The following is a 17,039-nucleotide window of genomic DNA, read 5'->3' as shown; positions in this document are numbered from 1 at the left end:
GGCAATGTCTCGACGCTCAGGTACCGCCCGGTTCGGCCGGCAGGAAATTTAATCCCCGTCCATCCCCGCCCTTGAAACCTGTGCGATGATCATGGTGTTCCGTCATCGGCTACCCTGCGAGGCGTCGCGGCGAGACGGGACCGGTGCCGGGTGGAGGAAGGACGTGCGCCTTTGCCCGGTGGACTGTCAGAAAATGGTTTCCCTCTCGTCTGAAACAGGACGGGGCGTGCTTGTGAGGCACACATGAGGACCGGCGACTGGTGTGTCGAAAGACAGGCCTTTCGTGGCGCCGCGGGAACCGGAGCAATCCGGTATCCGTCGAGCGTCACCCTGTGCCAGAAAAAGGCGCCGCCATCCCCGCAGAGAAACCGGAGTTGCCCGTCGACCAACACTGAACGGGGCGCTGGAAGGCGTCATATAAAATTACTTAGTTGCGGCACTTTCCAGCGCCCCGGCCAAGTGAACGACAAAGCAGAACCACGACGGATTTCCCGGGCGTGGGTGAAGGTGTTTGCGGCACGCTCCCTCTTCTCCCCGGCGGGGAGAAGGTGGCCCGCAGGGCCGGATGAGGGGGGCGAAGCCACCTTGTGATGAGAAGCCTGGGCAGAAGGAGGTTTCGAAAGCACGGCAATGACAAGAGCTATCCGCATATGCAGCACCACCCCCTTGTATCTTCCCCGAAAGGATTTTGTGGGATGGAAGCGACTGAGCCTCGGGCCGGGTGGCCACCCGACCCGAGGCGTGCCGAAGTCGCCCGTTGCCCCTCCGGTTACAACCGTGGATGAGCCAGGGATCTTCGGCATCGTCACGTACGACCGAACAGTCGCTAGGTTCCAACCGCACGCACAAGGCAGGTTACCGTGAACAGGATCATTTGTGGAGTGGACGTTTCGAAGGACTGGCTGGATGCACACATCCGGCCGGCCGGGGTTTTCCAGCGCTTCGGCAACGATGCGGCCGGCATTGGAGCCCTTGCTGAGCTGTGTCGGGCGCATGGCGTGGTGCTTGTCGTCATGGAGGCGTCCGGCGGTTACGAGCGCACCGCCTTCCTGCTGTTGTGGGAACTGGGGATCGCCTGCGCGTTGGCCAATGCACGCAGTGTCCGCCACTTCGCCGAGGCAATGGGACGGATGGAAAAGACCGACAGGATCGATGCCGGCGTCATCGCCCATTACGCGGCGGTCAAGTCGATCACTCCGACGCCACCGCCCCAGGCCGCCCAGGTGCGGCTGTCGGCGCTGGTGGCGCGCCTTTCCCAGGTGACGGGCGATCTCGTTGTCCAGAAGCAGCGCCGGCATGCGGCGCGCGATGAGGAAAGCCGTGCAAGCCTCGACGAGGTCATCGCCCTTCTCCTGCGCCAGAGCCGCACGCTCGAAGGCGAGATCGCCTCGCTGATCGACGACGACCCGCTCTGGGCCCGCCTCGACGCCGCTTTCCGCTCGATCAAGGGCGTCGCTGCGCGCACCGTCGCCCGGCTGATGGCGCAACTGCCCGAGATCGGCCTGGTCTCCAACAAGGCGATCGCCAAGCTTGCGGGGCTGGCGCCGATCGCCAATGACAGTGGCAAGCGCACGGGGCACCGCCCCGTGCGCGGCGGACGCAGCGGCCCGCGCGGCATCCTCTTTCTCGTCGCACAAATCGCCGCCCGCTACGACCCGCATTTGTCCTCTTTCCAGCAAAGGTTGCAAAGCGCCGGCAAACCGAAAATGGTCATCCGCATCGCGCTGGCCCGAAAACTGCTCGTCATTCTCAATGCAAAAGCACGAGACGCGCGAAAGGAATTCGCAAGTGCAACTTGACAATCCAGATAGTCGCTCATCCGCCCTTCGGGCACCTTCTCCCCGCTGGGGAGAAGAGGAAAAAACACACCTCCCCCTCAAGGGGAGGGTGATAGGCCCACTGGTAATTTCCCCGCAATTCCGCCATATACACGCCAACAAACGCTGGAAATGGACGTCATGAGCACAACGGTCGAATTCGCGAAGATGAACGGGCTTGGCAACAAGATCCTGGTCGTCGACATGCGCGGCCGCAAGGACAGGGTCACACCAGAGGCGGCGATCACGCTCAATGCCGATCCTGAGACCCAGTTCGACCAGATCATGGCGATCCACGATCCGAAGGCCGAGGGAACCGACGCCTTCATCGACATCCTCAATTCCGACGGCTCGAAGGCACAGGCCTGCGGCAACGGCACGCGCTGTGTCGTCCAGGCGCTGGCCACCGAAACTGGAAAGAAGGCCTTCACCTTCCAGACCGTCGCCGGCATCCTCAATGCCGAGGAGCACCAGGACGGCACGATTTCCGTCGACATGGGCACGCCCGTTTTCGAGTGGAACCGCATTCCGCTATCGGAAGAATTCCACGACACCAGCCGCATCGAGCTGCAGATCGGCCCGATCGACGCCCCGATCCTGCATTCGCCCTCCGTCATGTCGATGGGCAATCCGCATGCGATCTTCTGGGTCGATCGCGACGTGATGTCGTTCGATCTCGAACGCTTCGGCCCGCTGCTCGAAAATCATCCGATGTTTCCCGAGCGCGCCAATATCACGCTGGCTCAGGTCACCTCGCCCTCGTCGCTGATAACCCGGACCTGGGAGCGTGGCGCCGGCCTGACGCTCGCCTGCGGCTCCGCCGCCTGCTCCGCCGCAGTTTCCGCCGCCCGCACCGGCCGCACCGGCCGCAATGTCGCGATCACGGTCGCCAGCGCCACCCCGCCCGGCATCCTTTCAATCGAATGGCGCGAGCGCGACGATCATGTCGTCATGACGGGACCTGCCGAATGGGAATGGTCCGGCACCGTCGATCCGGCAACCGGCCTCTGGTCGCGCGACGAAGAGCCGGAAACGGAAAGCCGGGCGCTTTGAGCGGCGTCGACGTCATAACCTTCGGCTGTCGCCTCAACACCTACGAAGCGCAAGTGATGCGGGCTGAAGCCGAGAAGGCGGGGCTGAACAACGCCATCCTCGTCAACACCTGCGCCGTCACCGGCGAGGCGGTGCGCCAGGCCCGCCAGGCAATCCGCCGCGCCCGCCGCGAAAATCCGCATGCCCGCATCATCGTCACCGGCTGCGCCACCCAAGTCGAAAAGCAGACTTTTGCCGACATGCCTGAGGTCGATGCCGTGCTCGGCAATGAGGAAAAGCTGAAAAGCGCCTCCTACCGGTCGCTGCCCGATTTCGGCGTCTCGGCGGAAGAAAAGCTGCGCGTCAACGACATCATGAGCGTGCGCGAAACCGCCCCCCAGATGGTCAAGCTGATCGAGGGCCATGTCCGCGCCTTCATCCAGGTGCAGAACGGCTGCGACCACCGCTGCACCTTCTGCATCATCCCCTATGGCCGCGGCAATTCCCGCTCGGTGCCAATGGGCGCCGTCGTCGATCAGGCGCGCAAGCTCGCCGACAGCGGTTATCGCGAGATCGTGCTGACCGGCGTCGATGCCACCAGCTACGGCGCCGACCTGCCCGGCACGCCGACACTCGGCCTGCTCGCCAAGACGCTGCTGAAGCAGCTGCCCGACATCCTGCGCCTGCGCCTCTCCTCGATCGACAGCATCGAGGTGGACCACCATCTCATGGACCTGATCGCGGACGAGCCGCGCTTGATGCCGCATCTGCACCTGTCGCTGCAGCATGGCGACGACATGGTCCTGAAGCGGATGAAGCGCCGCCACAGCCGCGCCGATGCGCTGCGTTTCATCGAAGACGTGCGCCGTCTGCGGCCGGAGGTAAGCTTCGGCGCCGACATGATCGCCGGTTTCCCGACGGAAACGGAAGAGATGTTTGCAAATGCCGTAAGCTTGGCTGAGGAAGCCCGCATCGCCCATCTGCACGTCTTTCCCTACTCACCACGCGAGGGAACGCCCGCCGCCCGCATGCCGCAGATCGACCGGGCTCTGGTCAAGGAACGTGCCGCCCGGTTGCGCGCCACTGGACTTCAGCTGCATCAGTCCCATCTTGACAGCATGGTCGGAACGCAGCAATGGCTGCTCGTCGAGAACAACGGCCTGGCGCATACGGAAAATTTCACAGCTGCCGCAGTCCCCGGCTTGACGCCACGCACATTCGTGCAGGCGACGATCACCGGCCACAACGGCAAGCATCTCGACATACAATTGATGGCCGCCGACGCGGCCTGAGTTTTACGGATACCCAATGGCGCTCAGCTTTCTCAAAAAGGTCTTCACCTTCGGCAAGGACAAGCCGGTTGGAGCCGAGCCCGCCGCCCCGCCTGCGGTCGACGAGGTCCTGGATCTCGCCGAATCGGCCTTCACGCCTGAAGAAACCCGGGCGATCGAAGCGGAACTGGCACCGCATTCCCGCACCGAGGAGCGTCTGCCGCTCGCCACCGATCCGGTGCTGCCGGAAGAAATGGATACCGCCGGCGGCCCCTCCGCGGATACCGCGGATGTACCCGAATTTGCGGCAGAAGCCGAAGAGGAAGCCCCCGCGCTCCTGCCCCCCGCCGACCAGATCGGCGATCTCGGCCTGATGCCGCTGTCGCTGCTGGAGGCGGAAGCCGAGGATTCCGCGGCTGAGGAAAGCCTTGTACCCCCCTCTGTCCCGGAGCCTGTCCTCGGGCTTGCCGAAGGCAAGACCCGGGGGGGACATCTCCCCCACAAGGGGGGAGATCAGACGGAGATTGACGCTACTTCACCGCGACTCGCTACGATTGACGAAACGCAGGAACTTTCCGCGAGTCCAATCTCCCCCCCTGTGGGGGAGATGTCGGTGCAACCGACAGAGGGGGGTAAACTCTCCGCACTCTCAGAAGCCAAAGACCAAACCGAAAGCGTGCCGCAAGCGATCTCCCCCCTTGAGGGGGAGATGCCCGACAGGGCAGAGGGGGGTAACGATCTCTCCGCAAACGCGGAGCCCGAAACGACCGCGGAAATCGCCCTCCCCAAGGGCTTCGCCACCGGCCGTGCCGAGCCCGCGCCAGAACCCGAGGCACCGAAGCAGAAACTCAGCTGGTTCCAGCGCCTGCGCCTCGGCCTTGCCCGCACGTCGTCGCAGCTCACCGGCCAGATCACCGCGCTCTTCACCAAGCGCAAGCTCGACGACGAGACGCTGCAGGACCTCGAAGACCTCTTGATCCAGGCCGATCTCGGCGTCGAAACGGCGCTGCGCGTCACCGACACGCTCGCCTCCGAACGCTACGGCAAGGACGTGACCGGCGAGGACGTCACCCGCATCATGGCGGCCGAGATCACCAAGGTTCTGGCCCCCGTCGCCAAGCCGCTGCAGCTCGATCTTTCCCACAAGCCCCATGTCATCCTCGTCGTCGGTGTCAACGGCACCGGTAAGACGACCACCATCGGCAAGCTCGCCGCCAAGCTTTCGGGCGCCGGCCTCAAGGTCATGCTCGCCGCCGGCGACACATTCAGGGCGGCAGCGATCGAGCAGCTGAAGATCTGGGCGGAGCGCACCAAGTCCGACATCGTCTCCTCGAAACTCGGCGCCGATGCCGCCGGGCTCGCCTATGAGGCTTTCGAGCAAGCAAAACTGAAAAAAAGCGACGTGCTGATCATCGACACCGCCGGCCGGCTGCAGAATCGCACAGAGCTGATGGCGGAGCTGGAAAAGATCGTCCGCGTGCTCGGCAAGCTCGATCCCGATGCACCACACACGGTGCTGCAGACGCTCGACGCGACCACAGGCCAGAACGCGCTGAACCAGGTCGAGATCTTCCGCAACATCGCCGGCGTCAACGGGCTGATCATGACCAAGCTAGACGGCACGGCGCGCGGCGGTATCCTCGTTGCCATCTCCGCCAAGCACAAGCTGCCGGTCTATTTCATCGGCGTCGGCGAAGGCGTCGATGATCTCGAGCCCTTCGAGGCCAGCGACTTTGCCCATGCCATTGCCGGGATTGCCCATTGATGCCGCGCCACGGGAAGCGTACATGGCGAGGCGAAACGAACCAGGTTTGACTTAACGCATGAAATTCGAAAGCGATACCACGCCCACCGCCGCCGACCGGCACCATCCCATGCTCAAGCTGGCGCTGGAGCTCGGGCCGCTGCTCGTCTTCTTCTTCGCCAATCTGCGCGGCGAATGGCTGGCCGCGAATTTTCCGGTTCTGTCCGTGCTCGGCGGGCCGCTTTTCATCGCCAGCGGCCTCTTCATGGCGGCAACGGTGATTTCGCTCGTCGTTTCCAAGGTCGTGCTTGGCCACCTGCCGCTGATGCCTTTCATATCGGGCATCGTCGTGATCGTCTTCGGCGGCCTTGGCATCTACCTGCAGGACGAACTCTTCTTCAAGATGAAGCCGACCATCATCAACACGCTGTTCGGCGTCGTGCTGCTTGGCGGCCTTGCCTTCGGTAAATCGCTGCTCGGCTATGTCTTCAACGCCGCCTTCCAGCTCGATGCCGAAGGCTGGCGCAAGCTGACCCTGCGCTGGGGCGTGTTCTTCCTGTTCCTCGCCGTCTTGAACGAAATCGTCTGGCGCGGCGCCAATGCCTATTACCTGCCCGACGCCAAGGCCGCCGATGATTTCTGGGTCGCGTTCAAGGTCTGGGGCACCATGCCCATCACGCTCGCCTTCACCATGTTCCAGATGCCGCTGATCATGAAGCACTCGCTGAACCCGCCGGAAGAGGCCGGCAAGTGAGCGCGGTCGACGCCCGAAACCCCGCCCAACGGCAGACCCTCTGGCTTCTTGCCTGCGCCGCCATCGTCGTGCTGCAGGTCGTCATCATGTATTGGATGGGCCGCATCCCGATCTGCGAGTGCGGCTATGTCAAGTTGTTCGAGCCGGTCGCCAACGGCCCCGGCAATTCGCAGCATCTGGCCGACTGGTACACCCCCTCGCACATCATCCACGGCTTCCTGTTCTATGGCCTTGCCCATCTCGTGCTGCGCCGCAAGCCGCTCGCCGCAAAGCTGCTGCTCGCGCTCCTCATCGAATCCGGCTGGGAACTGCTGGAAAACTCACCGATCATCATCGACCGCTACCGCACCGCGACCATCTCGCTCGACTATTACGGCGACAGCATCCTGAATTCGGTGATGGACACGATCTTCATGGCGCTCGGCTTCTTGCTTGCCTGGCGCGCGCCGGTCGCAGCAACGGTCGCCATCGCCATTTTCTTCGAGATTTTCACCGGCTGGCTGATCCGTGATAACCTGACCTTGAACGTGCTGATGCTGGTTTATCCGCTGGACGCGGTGAAGGCTTGGCAAGGCGGCGCGTAGAGCGTGCCAGCAGTCCCGGTTCTTTGAAAGCCTGATAGCACGCAAGCCTAGTAGAGCTGGCCTCCCGGCAAAATGCATCTGTTCTATCCGAGGACGGCCCATTCTCCCGTCATCCCGGCCTTGAGCCGGGATCCAGTAGCACCGCGTCTGCGGTGCGCAAGACTCCTTTCACGCGACGGACGTCGCGTGGCTGGATCCCGGCTCAAGGCCGGGATGACGGAGGAGAGTGGGTGCCTCGCAGACAACACAGCCGAGCGGAAGCGTGATCTCCCGAAACTGTATCACTTCCCCGCCACAGCCTTCTCGATCGCCGGGTAGAGCCCTTCTTTCAGGCTCTTCTCATCGAACGGCCCGACGCGCTTGTAGACGATGATGCCATTGGCATCGACCAGATAGGATTCCGGAATGCCGTAGACGCCCCAGTCGATCGCCGCCTTGCCGCGCGGATCGACGCCGATCGCCGAGAACGGATTGCCGAGTTCACCGAGGAACCTGAGCGCATTATCCGTCTGGTCCTTGTAGTTGATCCCGACCACCGTCAGCCGCGGGTCCTTGGCCAGTTCGAGAATAATCGGATTTTCCTCGCGGCAAGGCACGCACCAGGACGCCCAGACATTGACCAGCGTCAGCTTGCCCTTGACCGCCGCATCGGTCAGCGCCGGCATGGCAGCACCCTTGAAGGTCGCGCCTTCAAGCGGCGGCAGGTCGAGCGACGGTGCCTTGGTGCCGATCAACGCGGAGGGGATTTCACTGATATCCCGGCCGGAATCGAGCTGGCTCCAGAAGATCGCCGCCAATCCGGCAAAGATCAAAAGCGGCAGCAGCGCAAAGACAATGCGCATCTTCCCGGGTCGGGCATTGTCCGGCTCGATCGGCGTCTCGACGCTCATTGCTCCTCCCCCGGCTGCGCCGAACGGCGGCGGATGCCGGCGTCATCCAGCGCCCGTAATTCGCGGCGGCGGGCGCGTCCATCGGCCCATACCCAGAGGATGAGGACCGCCACCGTAACGGCGGCGATGCCATAGCTGGCGGCGACATAGGCGGTGTGGGTCATCATGATCAGACCTCCCGGCCCGCGGCTCTCGCCGCCTGGCGGCGCATCGAGGTCACCCGGCGGCGCCAGATCTCGTTGCGCATCGCGGCGATGTGCAGGGTGAAGAACAGAAGCGTGAACGCAGCCGCCATTACCAGCAGCGGCGCTAGAAATTCCGGATCGACCGCCGAGCCGCCGAGCCTCAAGACGCTCGCCGGCTGATGCAGCGTGTTCCACCATTCGACCGAGAACTTGATGATCGGGATATTGACGAAGCCGACGAGGATCAGCACGGCCGACACCTTCGCCGCCTTGCCCGGATCGTCCATCGCCCGGTTGAGCGCGATCAGCCCGAGATACATCAGGAAAAGCACGAAGACGGAGGTCAGCCGCGCATCCCAGACCCACCAGGTGCCCCACATCGGCTTGCCCCAGAGCGAACCGGTGACGAGCGCCAGAAAGGTGAAACAGGCGCCGATGGGCGCTGCGGCCCGGGCAGAGACATCAGCCAGCGGATGCCGCCAGACCAGAGATCCGAGCGCCGAAATCGCCATCACCGTATAGCACATCATCGACAGCCAGGCGGCAGGCACATGCACATACATGATGCGCACCGTCTCGCCCTGCTGGTAGTCGCCCTCGGTGGTGAAGGAGAGGTAAAGCCCGATCGCAAACAGCACGGCGGCCAGGCCGGCCAGCCACGGCAGGACGCGTGCCGCCAGGCCAAGAAACCGGGTGGGATTGGCAAGGTCGCTGAATTTGCGGATGGCCAGACTGTTTTCGCTCATGATGCTTCTTTAACGCCGAAGGGCCTTCTCTTCAATGAAGACGTTTCGATCACATTTGCGTTAGAGCGCCACGCGTTCAATGAACGCGTAAAGGTCGCTCTATCTTTTAATTCTAGAGCATTTTATCCGCCCTCCTACCAAAGGGCGGAATGCTCTAGTCCGACGCGGATCGCAGCGCCAATGCCGCCGCCAACGGTCCGATCACAGCGAAGAAGAGCGTAATTGCGATCAATATCAGCAAAGGCGGCAAAAACGGCGCCGGATCCTCGACGGCCGCGTAAGTCGCGCTGACCCCGAAGATCAAGACGGGAATGGCGAGCGGCAACACCAGGATCGACACCAGCAGTCCGCCGCGCGGCAGCGTCACCGCAACGGCAGCACCGGCCGCGCCAATGAGAGTAATGGCGGGCGTGCCGGCGAGCAGCGTCAGTATGGTCGCACCGATCGCAAGCTCGTTCATGTTCATGAACAGCCCCAGCAGCGGCGAGGCGATCACCAGCGGCAGGCCGGTTGCCGTCCAGTGCGCCAGGCACTTCACCAGCACCGTCAGCACCAGCGGCGTCTCCTGCATCAGCATGAGATCAAGCGAGCCGTCCTCCCGCTCCGCCTGGAACAGTCGGTCGAGCCCGAGCAGGGAGGCAAGCAGCGCGCCGATCCACAGGATCGCCGGCCCGATCCGCGACAGGAGATTGAGATCTGGACCGACGGCAAACGGCACGACGGCGACCACCGTCATGAAGAACAACACGCCGATCAGCGCCCCGCCACCGGCGCGCATGGCGAGTCTGAGGTCGCGGAGGAAGAGGGAGGTCATGGGTGAACCCCTCCCGCGCGGAGGGTTTCACCCCCCTCTGTCGGCGATGCCGACATCTCCCCCACAAGGGGGGAGATCATTCTTTTCCCACTCGCCCTCATCAATATTCCGCCAGCCAAGATTCCTTGAAGAGGTGCGGCTGGTGATCTCCCCCCTTGTGGGGGAGATGTCACGAAGTGACAGAGGGGGGTGATTGCGGCAAACTCGATATTCAAACCAATCCCCCTGCAACACCCGCAAACCCCGTCATCCGCAATTCCCGCGCCGTCTCCACCCCCAACGGCTGGTGCGTTGCCGCAACGACGATGCCGCCCGCGCCGAGATGCCGGGTCACCAACGCCGCAAACAGCCTGTCGGCACTGGCATCGAGTGCCGCCGTCGGTTCGTCCAAAAGCCAGACGGGCCGATAGGCGACCAGCAGTTTCGCCATCGCCATCCGCCGCTGCTGGCCGGCCGAAAGGTAGCCGAACGGCAGGTGGGAAATGCCGCCGAGCCCGAGCGCCTCCGTGGCGTCCTCAACTGCTATCCCGGCCCCTCCGGCCGAATCACCCATGAAGGATTTCCAGAAGGAAAGATTTTCCTCGACCGTGAGCTCGCGCTTCATTGCATTGCGGTGGCCGAGATAGTGGCAGAGCTCGCGCGGATGGCCAATTTCCGACGCGACTCCATCCAGCCGCACCTTGCCTGATTCCGCGCTGAGAAGGCCTGCCAGAACGCGCAACAGGGTCGATTTTCCCGAGCCGTTCGGACCCGTCACCACAAGGGCTTCGCCGGCCACAAGCACGAAGGAAATATCGTGGAAAATCAGGTCCTCGCCGCGCTTCGCACTGAGGCCTTCGACGACGAGGCTGATCGGCATTCACATTCCTTTTACGACGTTCGTCGCAACGCAAAAAAATTGTCTCAAATTGGTCGCCCTTGGTCTGGCACGTTCCGGAGAAATTATCTATAACCGCCCCAACACGCCAGCGGTCGGCGTGAATTTCATCCTAGCGCCGAACATGGAATGATTTCCACGTACGGACAGCGGAAATGGCCGTACCCGCATCCCATATCGCGCATAAAATGCGCTCGGGCGTTCGTACGTCAATTTTGGCGATCAAACGGAACGGGGTATCCAGTGTCCAAATCCCTTGACAGTTTCAATTGTCGGTCGACGCTCTCGGTCAACGGCACAGACTATGTCTATTACAGCCTGCCGAAAGCCGAGGCGAACGGCCTAACCGGCGTTTCCAAGCTCCCCTATTCGATGAAGGTCCTGCTCGAGAACCTGCTGCGCAACGAAGACGACCGCTCGGTCACCAAGCAGGACATCCTGAATGTCGCCGCCTGGCTTACCGATAAGGGTACGGCTGAAAACGAGATCGCCTACCGCCCGGCCCGCGTGCTGATGCAGGACTTCACCGGCGTTCCGGCTGTCGTGGACCTCGCCGCGATGCGCGACGCGATGGTCTCGCTCGGCGGCGATCCTGAAAAGATCAATCCGCTGGTTCCCGTCGATCTCGTCATCGACCACTCGGTCATCGTCGACGAATTCGGCACGCCGACCGCCTTTGCCAAGAACGTCGAGCTCGAATACGAGCGCAACGGCGAGCGCTACCGCTTCCTGAAGTGGGGCCAGCAGGCATTCAAGAATTTCCGCGTCGTTCCGCCCGGCACCGGCATCTGTCACCAGGTGAACCTCGAATATCTCGGCCAGACCGTTTGGACCAAGGAAGAAGACGGCGAGATCACCGCCTATCCGGATACCTGCGTCGGCACCGACAGCCACACGACCATGATCAACGGTCTCGGCGTCCTCGGCTGGGGCGTCGGCGGCATCGAGGCTGAAGCGGCCATGCTCGGCCAGCCTGTCTCCATGCTCCTGCCTGAAGTCATCGGCTTCAAGCTGACCGGCAAGCTCAAGGAAGGCGTCACCGCGACCGACCTCGTGCTGATGGTCGTGCAGATGCTGCGCAAGAAGGGCGTCGTCTCCAAGTTCGTCGAATTCTTCGGCTCGGGCCTGAACAACATGACGCTCGCCGACCGCGCGACGATCGGCAACATGGGTCCGGAATACGGCGCGACCTGCGGCTTCTTCCCGGTCGATTCCGAAACCATCAACTACCTCACCATGTCCGGCCGCGAAGAACAGCGCATCGCGCTGGTCGAAGCCTATTCGAAGGCGCAAGGCATGTGGCGCGAAGGTGACGGCGCCGAACTCGTCTTCACCGACACGCTCGAACTCGACCTCGGCGACGTGGTTCCCGCCATGGCGGGTCCGAAGCGTCCGGAAGGCCGCATCCCGCTCGAAAACATCGCATCCGGTTTCGCAGCCTCGCTCGAAAACGACTACAAGAAGCCGGGCCAGCTTGAAAACCGCTATGCCGTCGAAGGCACCGATTTCGACCTCGGCCATGGCGATGTGGCGATTGCCGCCATCACCTCCTGCACCAACACCTCGAACCCGTCGGTGCTGATCGCGGCCGGCCTTCTCGCCCGCAACGCCGTTGCCAAGGGCCTGAAGACCAAGCCGTGGGTCAAGACCTCGCTCGCACCGGGAAGCCAAGTTGTCGGCGAATACCTCGCCAAGTCCGGCCTACAGGCTGACCTCGACAAGCTCGGCTTCAACCTCGTCGGCTTCGGCTGCACGACCTGCATCGGCAATTCCGGCCCGCTGCCGGGCCCGGTGTCAAAGACCATCAATGACAAGGGCCTGATCGCCGCCGGCGTTCTCTCTGGCAACCGCAACTTCGAAGGCCGCATCTCGCCGGACGTCCAGGCCAACTACCTCGCCTCGCCGCCTCTGGTCGTCGCCTATGCGCTCGCCGGTACCGTCCAGAAGGACCTGACGACCGAGCCGCTCGGAACGGGCAGTGACGGACAGCCGGTCTACCTCAAGGATATCTGGCCGACCTCGCAGGAAATTCAGGAATTCATCCTGAAATACGTCACCCGCGCGCTCTACGCATCGAAATATGCCGACGTGTTCAAGGGCGACGAGAACTGGCAGGCGGTTCAGGTTCCGGCCGGCCAGACCTACGCCTGGGACGACAACTCCACCTACGTGCAGAACCCGCCCTACTTCGTCGGCATGGGCAAGACCGGTTCGGGCATCTCCGACATCAAGGGCGCGCGCGTCCTCGGCCTGTTCGGCGACAAGATCACCACCGACCACATTTCGCCGGCCGGTTCGATCAAGGCGGCGTCTCCGGCCGGTGCCTACCTCATCGACCACGGCGTCGGCGTTGCCGACTTCAACCAGTACGGCACGCGCCGCGGCAACCATGAAGTGATGATGCGCGGCACCTTTGCCAATATCCGCATCCGCAACCACATGATGGGTCCGAACGGCAAGGAAGGCGGGTACACGATCCACTATCCTTCGAAGGAAGAGATGTCGATCTACGACGCCGCCATGCAGTACAAGGCCGAGGGCGTTCCGCTCGTCATCTTCGCGGGTGTCGAATACGGCAACGGTTCCTCGCGCGACTGGGCGGCCAAGGGCACCAATCTCTTGGGCGTCAAGGCCGTGATCGCCCAGTCCTTCGAGCGCATCCACCGCTCCAACCTCGTCGGCATGGGCATCGTGCCCTTCGTCTTCGAGCAGGGCACGGCCTGGGAAACGCTCGGTCTCAAGGGCGACGAGATCGTCCAGATCGACGGGCTGACCAACGTGCAGCCGCGCGAAAAGCGGGTTGCCAAGATCACCTACAGCGACGGCACGGTGAAGGAAGTTCCGCTCATCTGCCGAATCGATACGCTCGATGAGGTGACCTACATGAACAATGGCGGCATCCTGCAGACCGTTCTGCGCGATCTCGCCGCCTGATCGACCTGTTTTGAAATAAAAGGCCGGGGCCGCAAAGTCCCGGCCTTTTTGCGTCTGACTGGCGGAGGCCTGCGATGCCGCGCGCCTCACTCCAACGTGACTTTCTGTTGAAAGGCGAGCGGCGTATGAAGAGGTTCCGATTGCTTCGCAGCTCTCCGCATCCTTGAAATGGAACTCCCGATGCCTGGATCACTGAACCTTCGCCGCATCATGCTCGCCTGTGGCCTTGGCCTTATGGCGCTGCCTGCCGCCGCCGGCGAACCGGCAGGTGTCGTCGAATTGTTCACCAGCCAGGGCTGTTCCTCCTGCCCGCCGGCGGATGCGGCCCTGAAAAAGCTGATCGACGACGGCAAGGTGGTCGCACTTTCCTATCACGTCGATTACTGGAACTATCTCGGCTGGGCCGACACGCTCGCCACCAAGGACAACACCGCCCGGCAATATGCCTATGCCAGGATGCTCGGCCGCAGCGGTGTCTACACGCCCCAGGCCATCCTCAACGGACGTGACCACATCAACGGCGCTGATCTCGATGGCATTAACCGGCGGCTGTCGGAAATGACCGTCAAAGGCAAGGGCTTGGCCGTTCCAGTCAACGCGACCCTGCGCAAGGACGAGGTCGACATCAACGTCGGCGCCGGCAATGGCAAGGCCAATGTCGTCGTCGTCTATTTCAACCGCGAACAGCTGGTGGACGTCAAAAAGGGCGAAAACAGCGGCAGGACGATCTCCTACTGGCATTCCGTTCGCGATATCCAGACGATCGGCATGTGGGACGGCAAACCGGCCAATTTCGTGCTGCCGGCCTCGGTCCTCAATGACGGCAAAAATGGCGGCTGCGCCGTGCTCTTGCAGAAGATGAAGGACGATGAAACGCCCGGTGCGATCCTCGGCGCGACGACCGTCATGGCGGACAAAGCCGCGAACTGACGGCTTCAAATTCTGGTTCGGCCCGGCAGCATCGAGGGGCTGGGGCTGAGGGTTCGAAGATACCGGACCGAACCTGCCAAGTTTCTTGGCAACGGGCGCTGCCAGGAAACATGGCGTTTGGAGTGGCCGCGCCCGATGGGCGCTAGATGGCCAACCACTCCAAGACTGCGCCCGCTCGAAAAACGCATTCCTCGAACGGACAGGCAGACCAGACACTCGGGAGGACTCCCCCATGTCGGCGAGCGCGAGTGTCGTTTCGAATTGGGGCACGGTTTAGGCTGAAATGCGGCACAACAAAAAAAGTCTCCGGCAATCCGGGGTGGCTTGCGGCTTGCATTTCGGCGAAGGTCAGGCAAACTGTAACCGTCCTGTCACAATAAAAGCCGGGGTACAGATGACCGATCAGCCGGATTTGCCGCAAGGCGAGACCCGTTCCGAAAGGCAGCCAACCTCCAATGTGGTTGTCCACCTGCACGAATACCGCAGCGGCAGCCAGGACCCGCCCCCCATTACCTTCCACCGCAGGGAACTCGACCTGATCCTCAGGGTCTACGGTCGCATGGTCGGCGAGGGAGAATGGCGCGACTACGCGATGGACCACCTGCGCGACAGGGCGGTCTTCTCGGTATTCAAGCGGTCGGGAGAAATGCCGCTGTTCCGGATCGAGAAAAACCCGAAACTGGCGGCAAAACAGGGCGCCTACAGCGTTGTCAACACCCAAGGGATGATCCTGAAACGCGGCCATGACCTGCAGCAGGTCCTGAAAGTCTTCGACAAGATGCTGAAGCTGATCGAAACCTGATTCAGCCGCGATACAGCGTATCCGGATAGACGCCGGGCTCCGGATCGGTCGTCAAGCCCTCGCCGAGCGGCAGTTGCATGATGATCGTATCGAGCCAGCGGCCGTGCTTGAAGCCGGTGCCCTTCATCAACCCGCCATGTTCGAAGCCGGCCGCGCGGTGCACCGCCACCGACGCCGGATGCGCGCCGCCGATGACGGCGACCATCTGCCGAAAACCGAGTTCCGTGCAGCGCCTGATGAGTTCGGCCAGCAGCGCCTTGCCCGCACCCTGGCCCCTTGATTCCGGCGCCAGATAGATCGAATCCTCGACCAGAAACCGATAGGCCGGGCGCGTGCGGAATGCAGAGGCATAGGCGTAGCCGAGCAGGGCACCATCCGCATTGACCGCGGCGATATAGGGGTAACCATTGCTGATGATCGCTGAAAACCGCGACGCCATTTCCGCTTCGGCCGGCGGTGTCATCTCATAGGATGCAACGCCGTTAAGCACCGATTCCCGGTAAATATTGGTGATCGCCGAAATGTCGGAGAGGGTGGCATCGCGCAGGGTGAAAGACATGGGAAGGCCTGATTGGATGGAGGTAACCTGTTCTCTCTCATACCGGGATGGGGCGATCAAGCAAGCGCCAAACGTTGGAGACCGGGCAACAAAAAAGGCGGCCGAAGCCGCCTTTTTCGATTGTCTAGAGGTTCCGGTTATTCGCGGTTTCCAAGGAAACGCAACATGAAGAGGAACAGGTTGATGAAGTCGAGGTAGAGCGTCAGAGCGCCCATGATGGCCTTGCGGCCGGCGACTTCGGCACCGTCTGCTTCGAAGTACATTTCCTTGATCTTCTGGGTGTCCCAGGCGGTCAAGCCGGCGAAGATCAGAACGCCGATGACGGAGATCGCAAAATCAAGCGCGGACGAGCCGAGGAAGATGTTGACGACCGAGGCGATGATCAGGCCGAACAGACCCATGATCAGGAACGAGCCCATGCCGGACAGGTCACGCTTGGTGGTGTAGCCGTAGAGCGACAGACCGCCGAACGAAGCCGCCGTGACGAAGAACGTCTGGACGATGCTCTGGCCGGTATAGATCAGGAAGATCGACGACAGCGAAAGACCCATCAGGCCCGCATAGACCCAGAAGGTGGTCTGCGCGGCGGACACGCTCATGGAGTTGATGCGGAAGCTCATGTAGAACACCAGTGCCAACGGCGCGAGCATGACGACCCACTTCAGCGGGCTCACGTAGATCGCCTGACCGAAGGCGGTCAGCTGTCCGTCCGCAAATGCGAATTGGAACGCGGCGTAGGCGGCGATACCGGTGATCGCCAGACCAAGGGCCATCAGGTTGTACACCTTGAGCATATAGGTGCGCAGACCTTCATCGATTACGGCCCCCGCCTGCGCACCAGTCTGCGCCGTCCGGGTTTGGTAGTTTCTAAGATCAGCCATTGTTTCCTCTTATAAGCCCCGGTTAAGTTTACGGTGTCAGGCCACAAGGGCGCATCGTTTTCAAGATGCCAGCCACCTGGCCCAGGCGCCGCTGCGGGGCTCCAGCATGCCTGTGTAGAATATGATGTCGAAATACGACTTGCACAAGACCGGCAGGGCCGCGATTCGATCGAAAAGCCGCTGTGAACGCCTTTTGCGCCATAGCGTTAACGGTTAACT

At 62.4% G+C, this 17,039-nt stretch carries 16 protein-coding genes; 9 read left to right on the top strand and 7 right to left on the bottom strand.

Features of this window, described 5'->3' with window-relative positions:
* Positions 1 to 860 precede the first annotated feature (860 nt).
* From ACSQ3F_RS07605 to ACSQ3F_RS07580, 6 genes are all read left to right on the top strand, one after another.
* Positions 861 to 1,799, top strand: coding sequence for an IS110 family transposase (locus tag ACSQ3F_RS07605; RefSeq protein WP_436098946.1), 939 nt, complete (start codon positions 861 to 863; stop codon positions 1,797 to 1,799).
* A 159-nt stretch (positions 1,800 to 1,958) separates the two neighbouring features.
* Positions 1,959 to 2,870 (top strand): diaminopimelate epimerase, encoded by a 912-nt coding sequence (gene dapF / locus ACSQ3F_RS07600; protein ID WP_436099662.1) that lies wholly within the window; start codon positions 1,959 to 1,961, stop codon positions 2,868 to 2,870.
* On the top strand, positions 2,867 to 4,141 hold the full coding sequence (mtaB, locus tag ACSQ3F_RS07595) for a tRNA (N(6)-L-threonylcarbamoyladenosine(37)-C(2))-methylthiotransferase MtaB (protein WP_436099661.1): 1,275 nt from the start codon (positions 2,867 to 2,869) through the stop codon (positions 4,139 to 4,141). The genes dapF and mtaB overlap by 4 nt, the downstream gene beginning before the upstream one ends.
* Positions 4,142 to 4,157: 16 nt before the next feature.
* Positions 4,158 to 5,885, top strand: a complete 1,728-nt coding sequence (gene ftsY, locus ACSQ3F_RS07590) for a signal recognition particle-docking protein FtsY (protein WP_436099660.1) — start codon at positions 4,158 to 4,160, stop codon at positions 5,883 to 5,885.
* A 58-nt stretch (positions 5,886 to 5,943) separates the two neighbouring features.
* Positions 5,944 to 6,618 carry a septation protein A gene (locus ACSQ3F_RS07585; protein ID WP_436099659.1) on the top strand — a complete coding sequence of 225 codons (675 nt, stop codon included), beginning with the start codon at positions 5,944 to 5,946 and terminating at the stop codon, positions 6,616 to 6,618.
* Positions 6,615 to 7,202 (top strand): DUF2585 domain-containing protein, encoded by a 588-nt coding sequence (locus tag ACSQ3F_RS07580; RefSeq protein ID WP_436099658.1) that lies wholly within the window; start codon positions 6,615 to 6,617, stop codon positions 7,200 to 7,202. Before ACSQ3F_RS07585 ends, ACSQ3F_RS07580 begins: the two co-directional genes overlap by 4 nt.
* A gap of 281 nt (positions 7,203 to 7,483) precedes the next feature.
* Here ACSQ3F_RS07580 and ACSQ3F_RS07575 read toward each other — a convergent pair whose 3' ends face one another.
* From ACSQ3F_RS07575 to ccmA, 5 genes are all read right to left on the bottom strand, one after another.
* Positions 7,484 to 8,092 carry a DsbE family thiol:disulfide interchange protein gene (locus ACSQ3F_RS07575; protein ID WP_436099657.1) on the bottom strand — a complete coding sequence of 203 codons (609 nt, stop codon included), beginning with the start codon at positions 8,090 to 8,092 and terminating at the stop codon, positions 7,484 to 7,486.
* Entirely contained in the window at positions 8,089 to 8,259 is a 171-nt protein-coding gene (gene ccmD / locus ACSQ3F_RS07570; RefSeq protein WP_436099656.1) for a heme exporter protein CcmD, read from the bottom strand. Before ccmD ends, ACSQ3F_RS07575 begins: the two co-directional genes overlap by 4 nt.
* Positions 8,260 to 8,261: 2 nt before the next feature.
* The gene (locus ACSQ3F_RS07565; protein ID WP_436099655.1) at positions 8,262 to 9,023 is read right to left on the bottom strand and encodes a heme ABC transporter permease; all 762 of its coding nucleotides are present in this window, start codon (positions 9,021 to 9,023) and stop codon (positions 8,262 to 8,264) included.
* A gap of 154 nt (positions 9,024 to 9,177) precedes the next feature.
* On the bottom strand, positions 9,178 to 9,837 hold the full coding sequence (gene ccmB / locus ACSQ3F_RS07560; RefSeq protein WP_436099654.1) for a heme exporter protein CcmB: 660 nt from the start codon (positions 9,835 to 9,837) through the stop codon (positions 9,178 to 9,180).
* A gap of 211 nt (positions 9,838 to 10,048) precedes the next feature.
* A complete protein-coding gene (ccmA, locus tag ACSQ3F_RS07555) occupies positions 10,049 to 10,690 on the bottom strand; it encodes a heme ABC exporter ATP-binding protein CcmA (protein WP_436102074.1) in 642 nt (213 codons plus the stop codon).
* A gap of 267 nt (positions 10,691 to 10,957) precedes the next feature.
* On the opposite strand from ccmA, the gene acnA reads away from it, so the two are divergent.
* The 3 genes from acnA to ACSQ3F_RS07540 all read left to right on the top strand — a co-directional run bounded on the left by acnA (position 10,958) and on the right by ACSQ3F_RS07540 (position 15,380).
* A complete protein-coding gene (gene acnA, locus ACSQ3F_RS07550) occupies positions 10,958 to 13,648 on the top strand; it encodes an aconitate hydratase AcnA (RefSeq protein ID WP_436099653.1) in 2,691 nt (896 codons plus the stop codon).
* 210 nt (positions 13,649 to 13,858) lie between these two features.
* Positions 13,859 to 14,578 (top strand): DUF1223 domain-containing protein, encoded by a 720-nt coding sequence (locus tag ACSQ3F_RS07545; RefSeq protein WP_436102073.1) that lies wholly within the window; start codon positions 13,859 to 13,861, stop codon positions 14,576 to 14,578.
* Between the two features lie 394 nt (positions 14,579 to 14,972).
* Positions 14,973 to 15,380, top strand: coding sequence for a DUF2794 domain-containing protein (locus tag ACSQ3F_RS07540; protein ID WP_436099652.1), 408 nt, complete (start codon positions 14,973 to 14,975; stop codon positions 15,378 to 15,380).
* A gap of 1 nt (position 15,381) precedes the next feature.
* On the opposite strand, the gene ACSQ3F_RS07535 is transcribed toward ACSQ3F_RS07540, so the two are convergent.
* Both ACSQ3F_RS07535 and ACSQ3F_RS07530 read right to left on the bottom strand, forming a co-directional pair.
* Positions 15,382 to 15,939: an N-acetyltransferase family protein gene (locus ACSQ3F_RS07535; RefSeq protein ID WP_436099651.1), complete on the bottom strand. Its 558-nt coding sequence runs from the start codon at positions 15,937 to 15,939 to the stop codon at positions 15,382 to 15,384.
* A 137-nt stretch (positions 15,940 to 16,076) separates the two neighbouring features.
* On the bottom strand, positions 16,077 to 16,820 hold the full coding sequence (locus ACSQ3F_RS07530; protein ID WP_436099650.1) for a Bax inhibitor-1/YccA family protein: 744 nt from the start codon (positions 16,818 to 16,820) through the stop codon (positions 16,077 to 16,079).
* Positions 16,821 to 17,039: the final 219 nt, after the last annotated feature.

The organism is Pararhizobium sp. LjRoot238, assembly GCF_964252955.1.
GTDB lineage: Bacteria > Pseudomonadota > Alphaproteobacteria > Rhizobiales > Rhizobiaceae > Pararhizobium.
The sequence above is the reverse complement of the archived record's forward strand: the minus strand, read 5'-3'. Positions and strand labels throughout refer to the sequence as shown.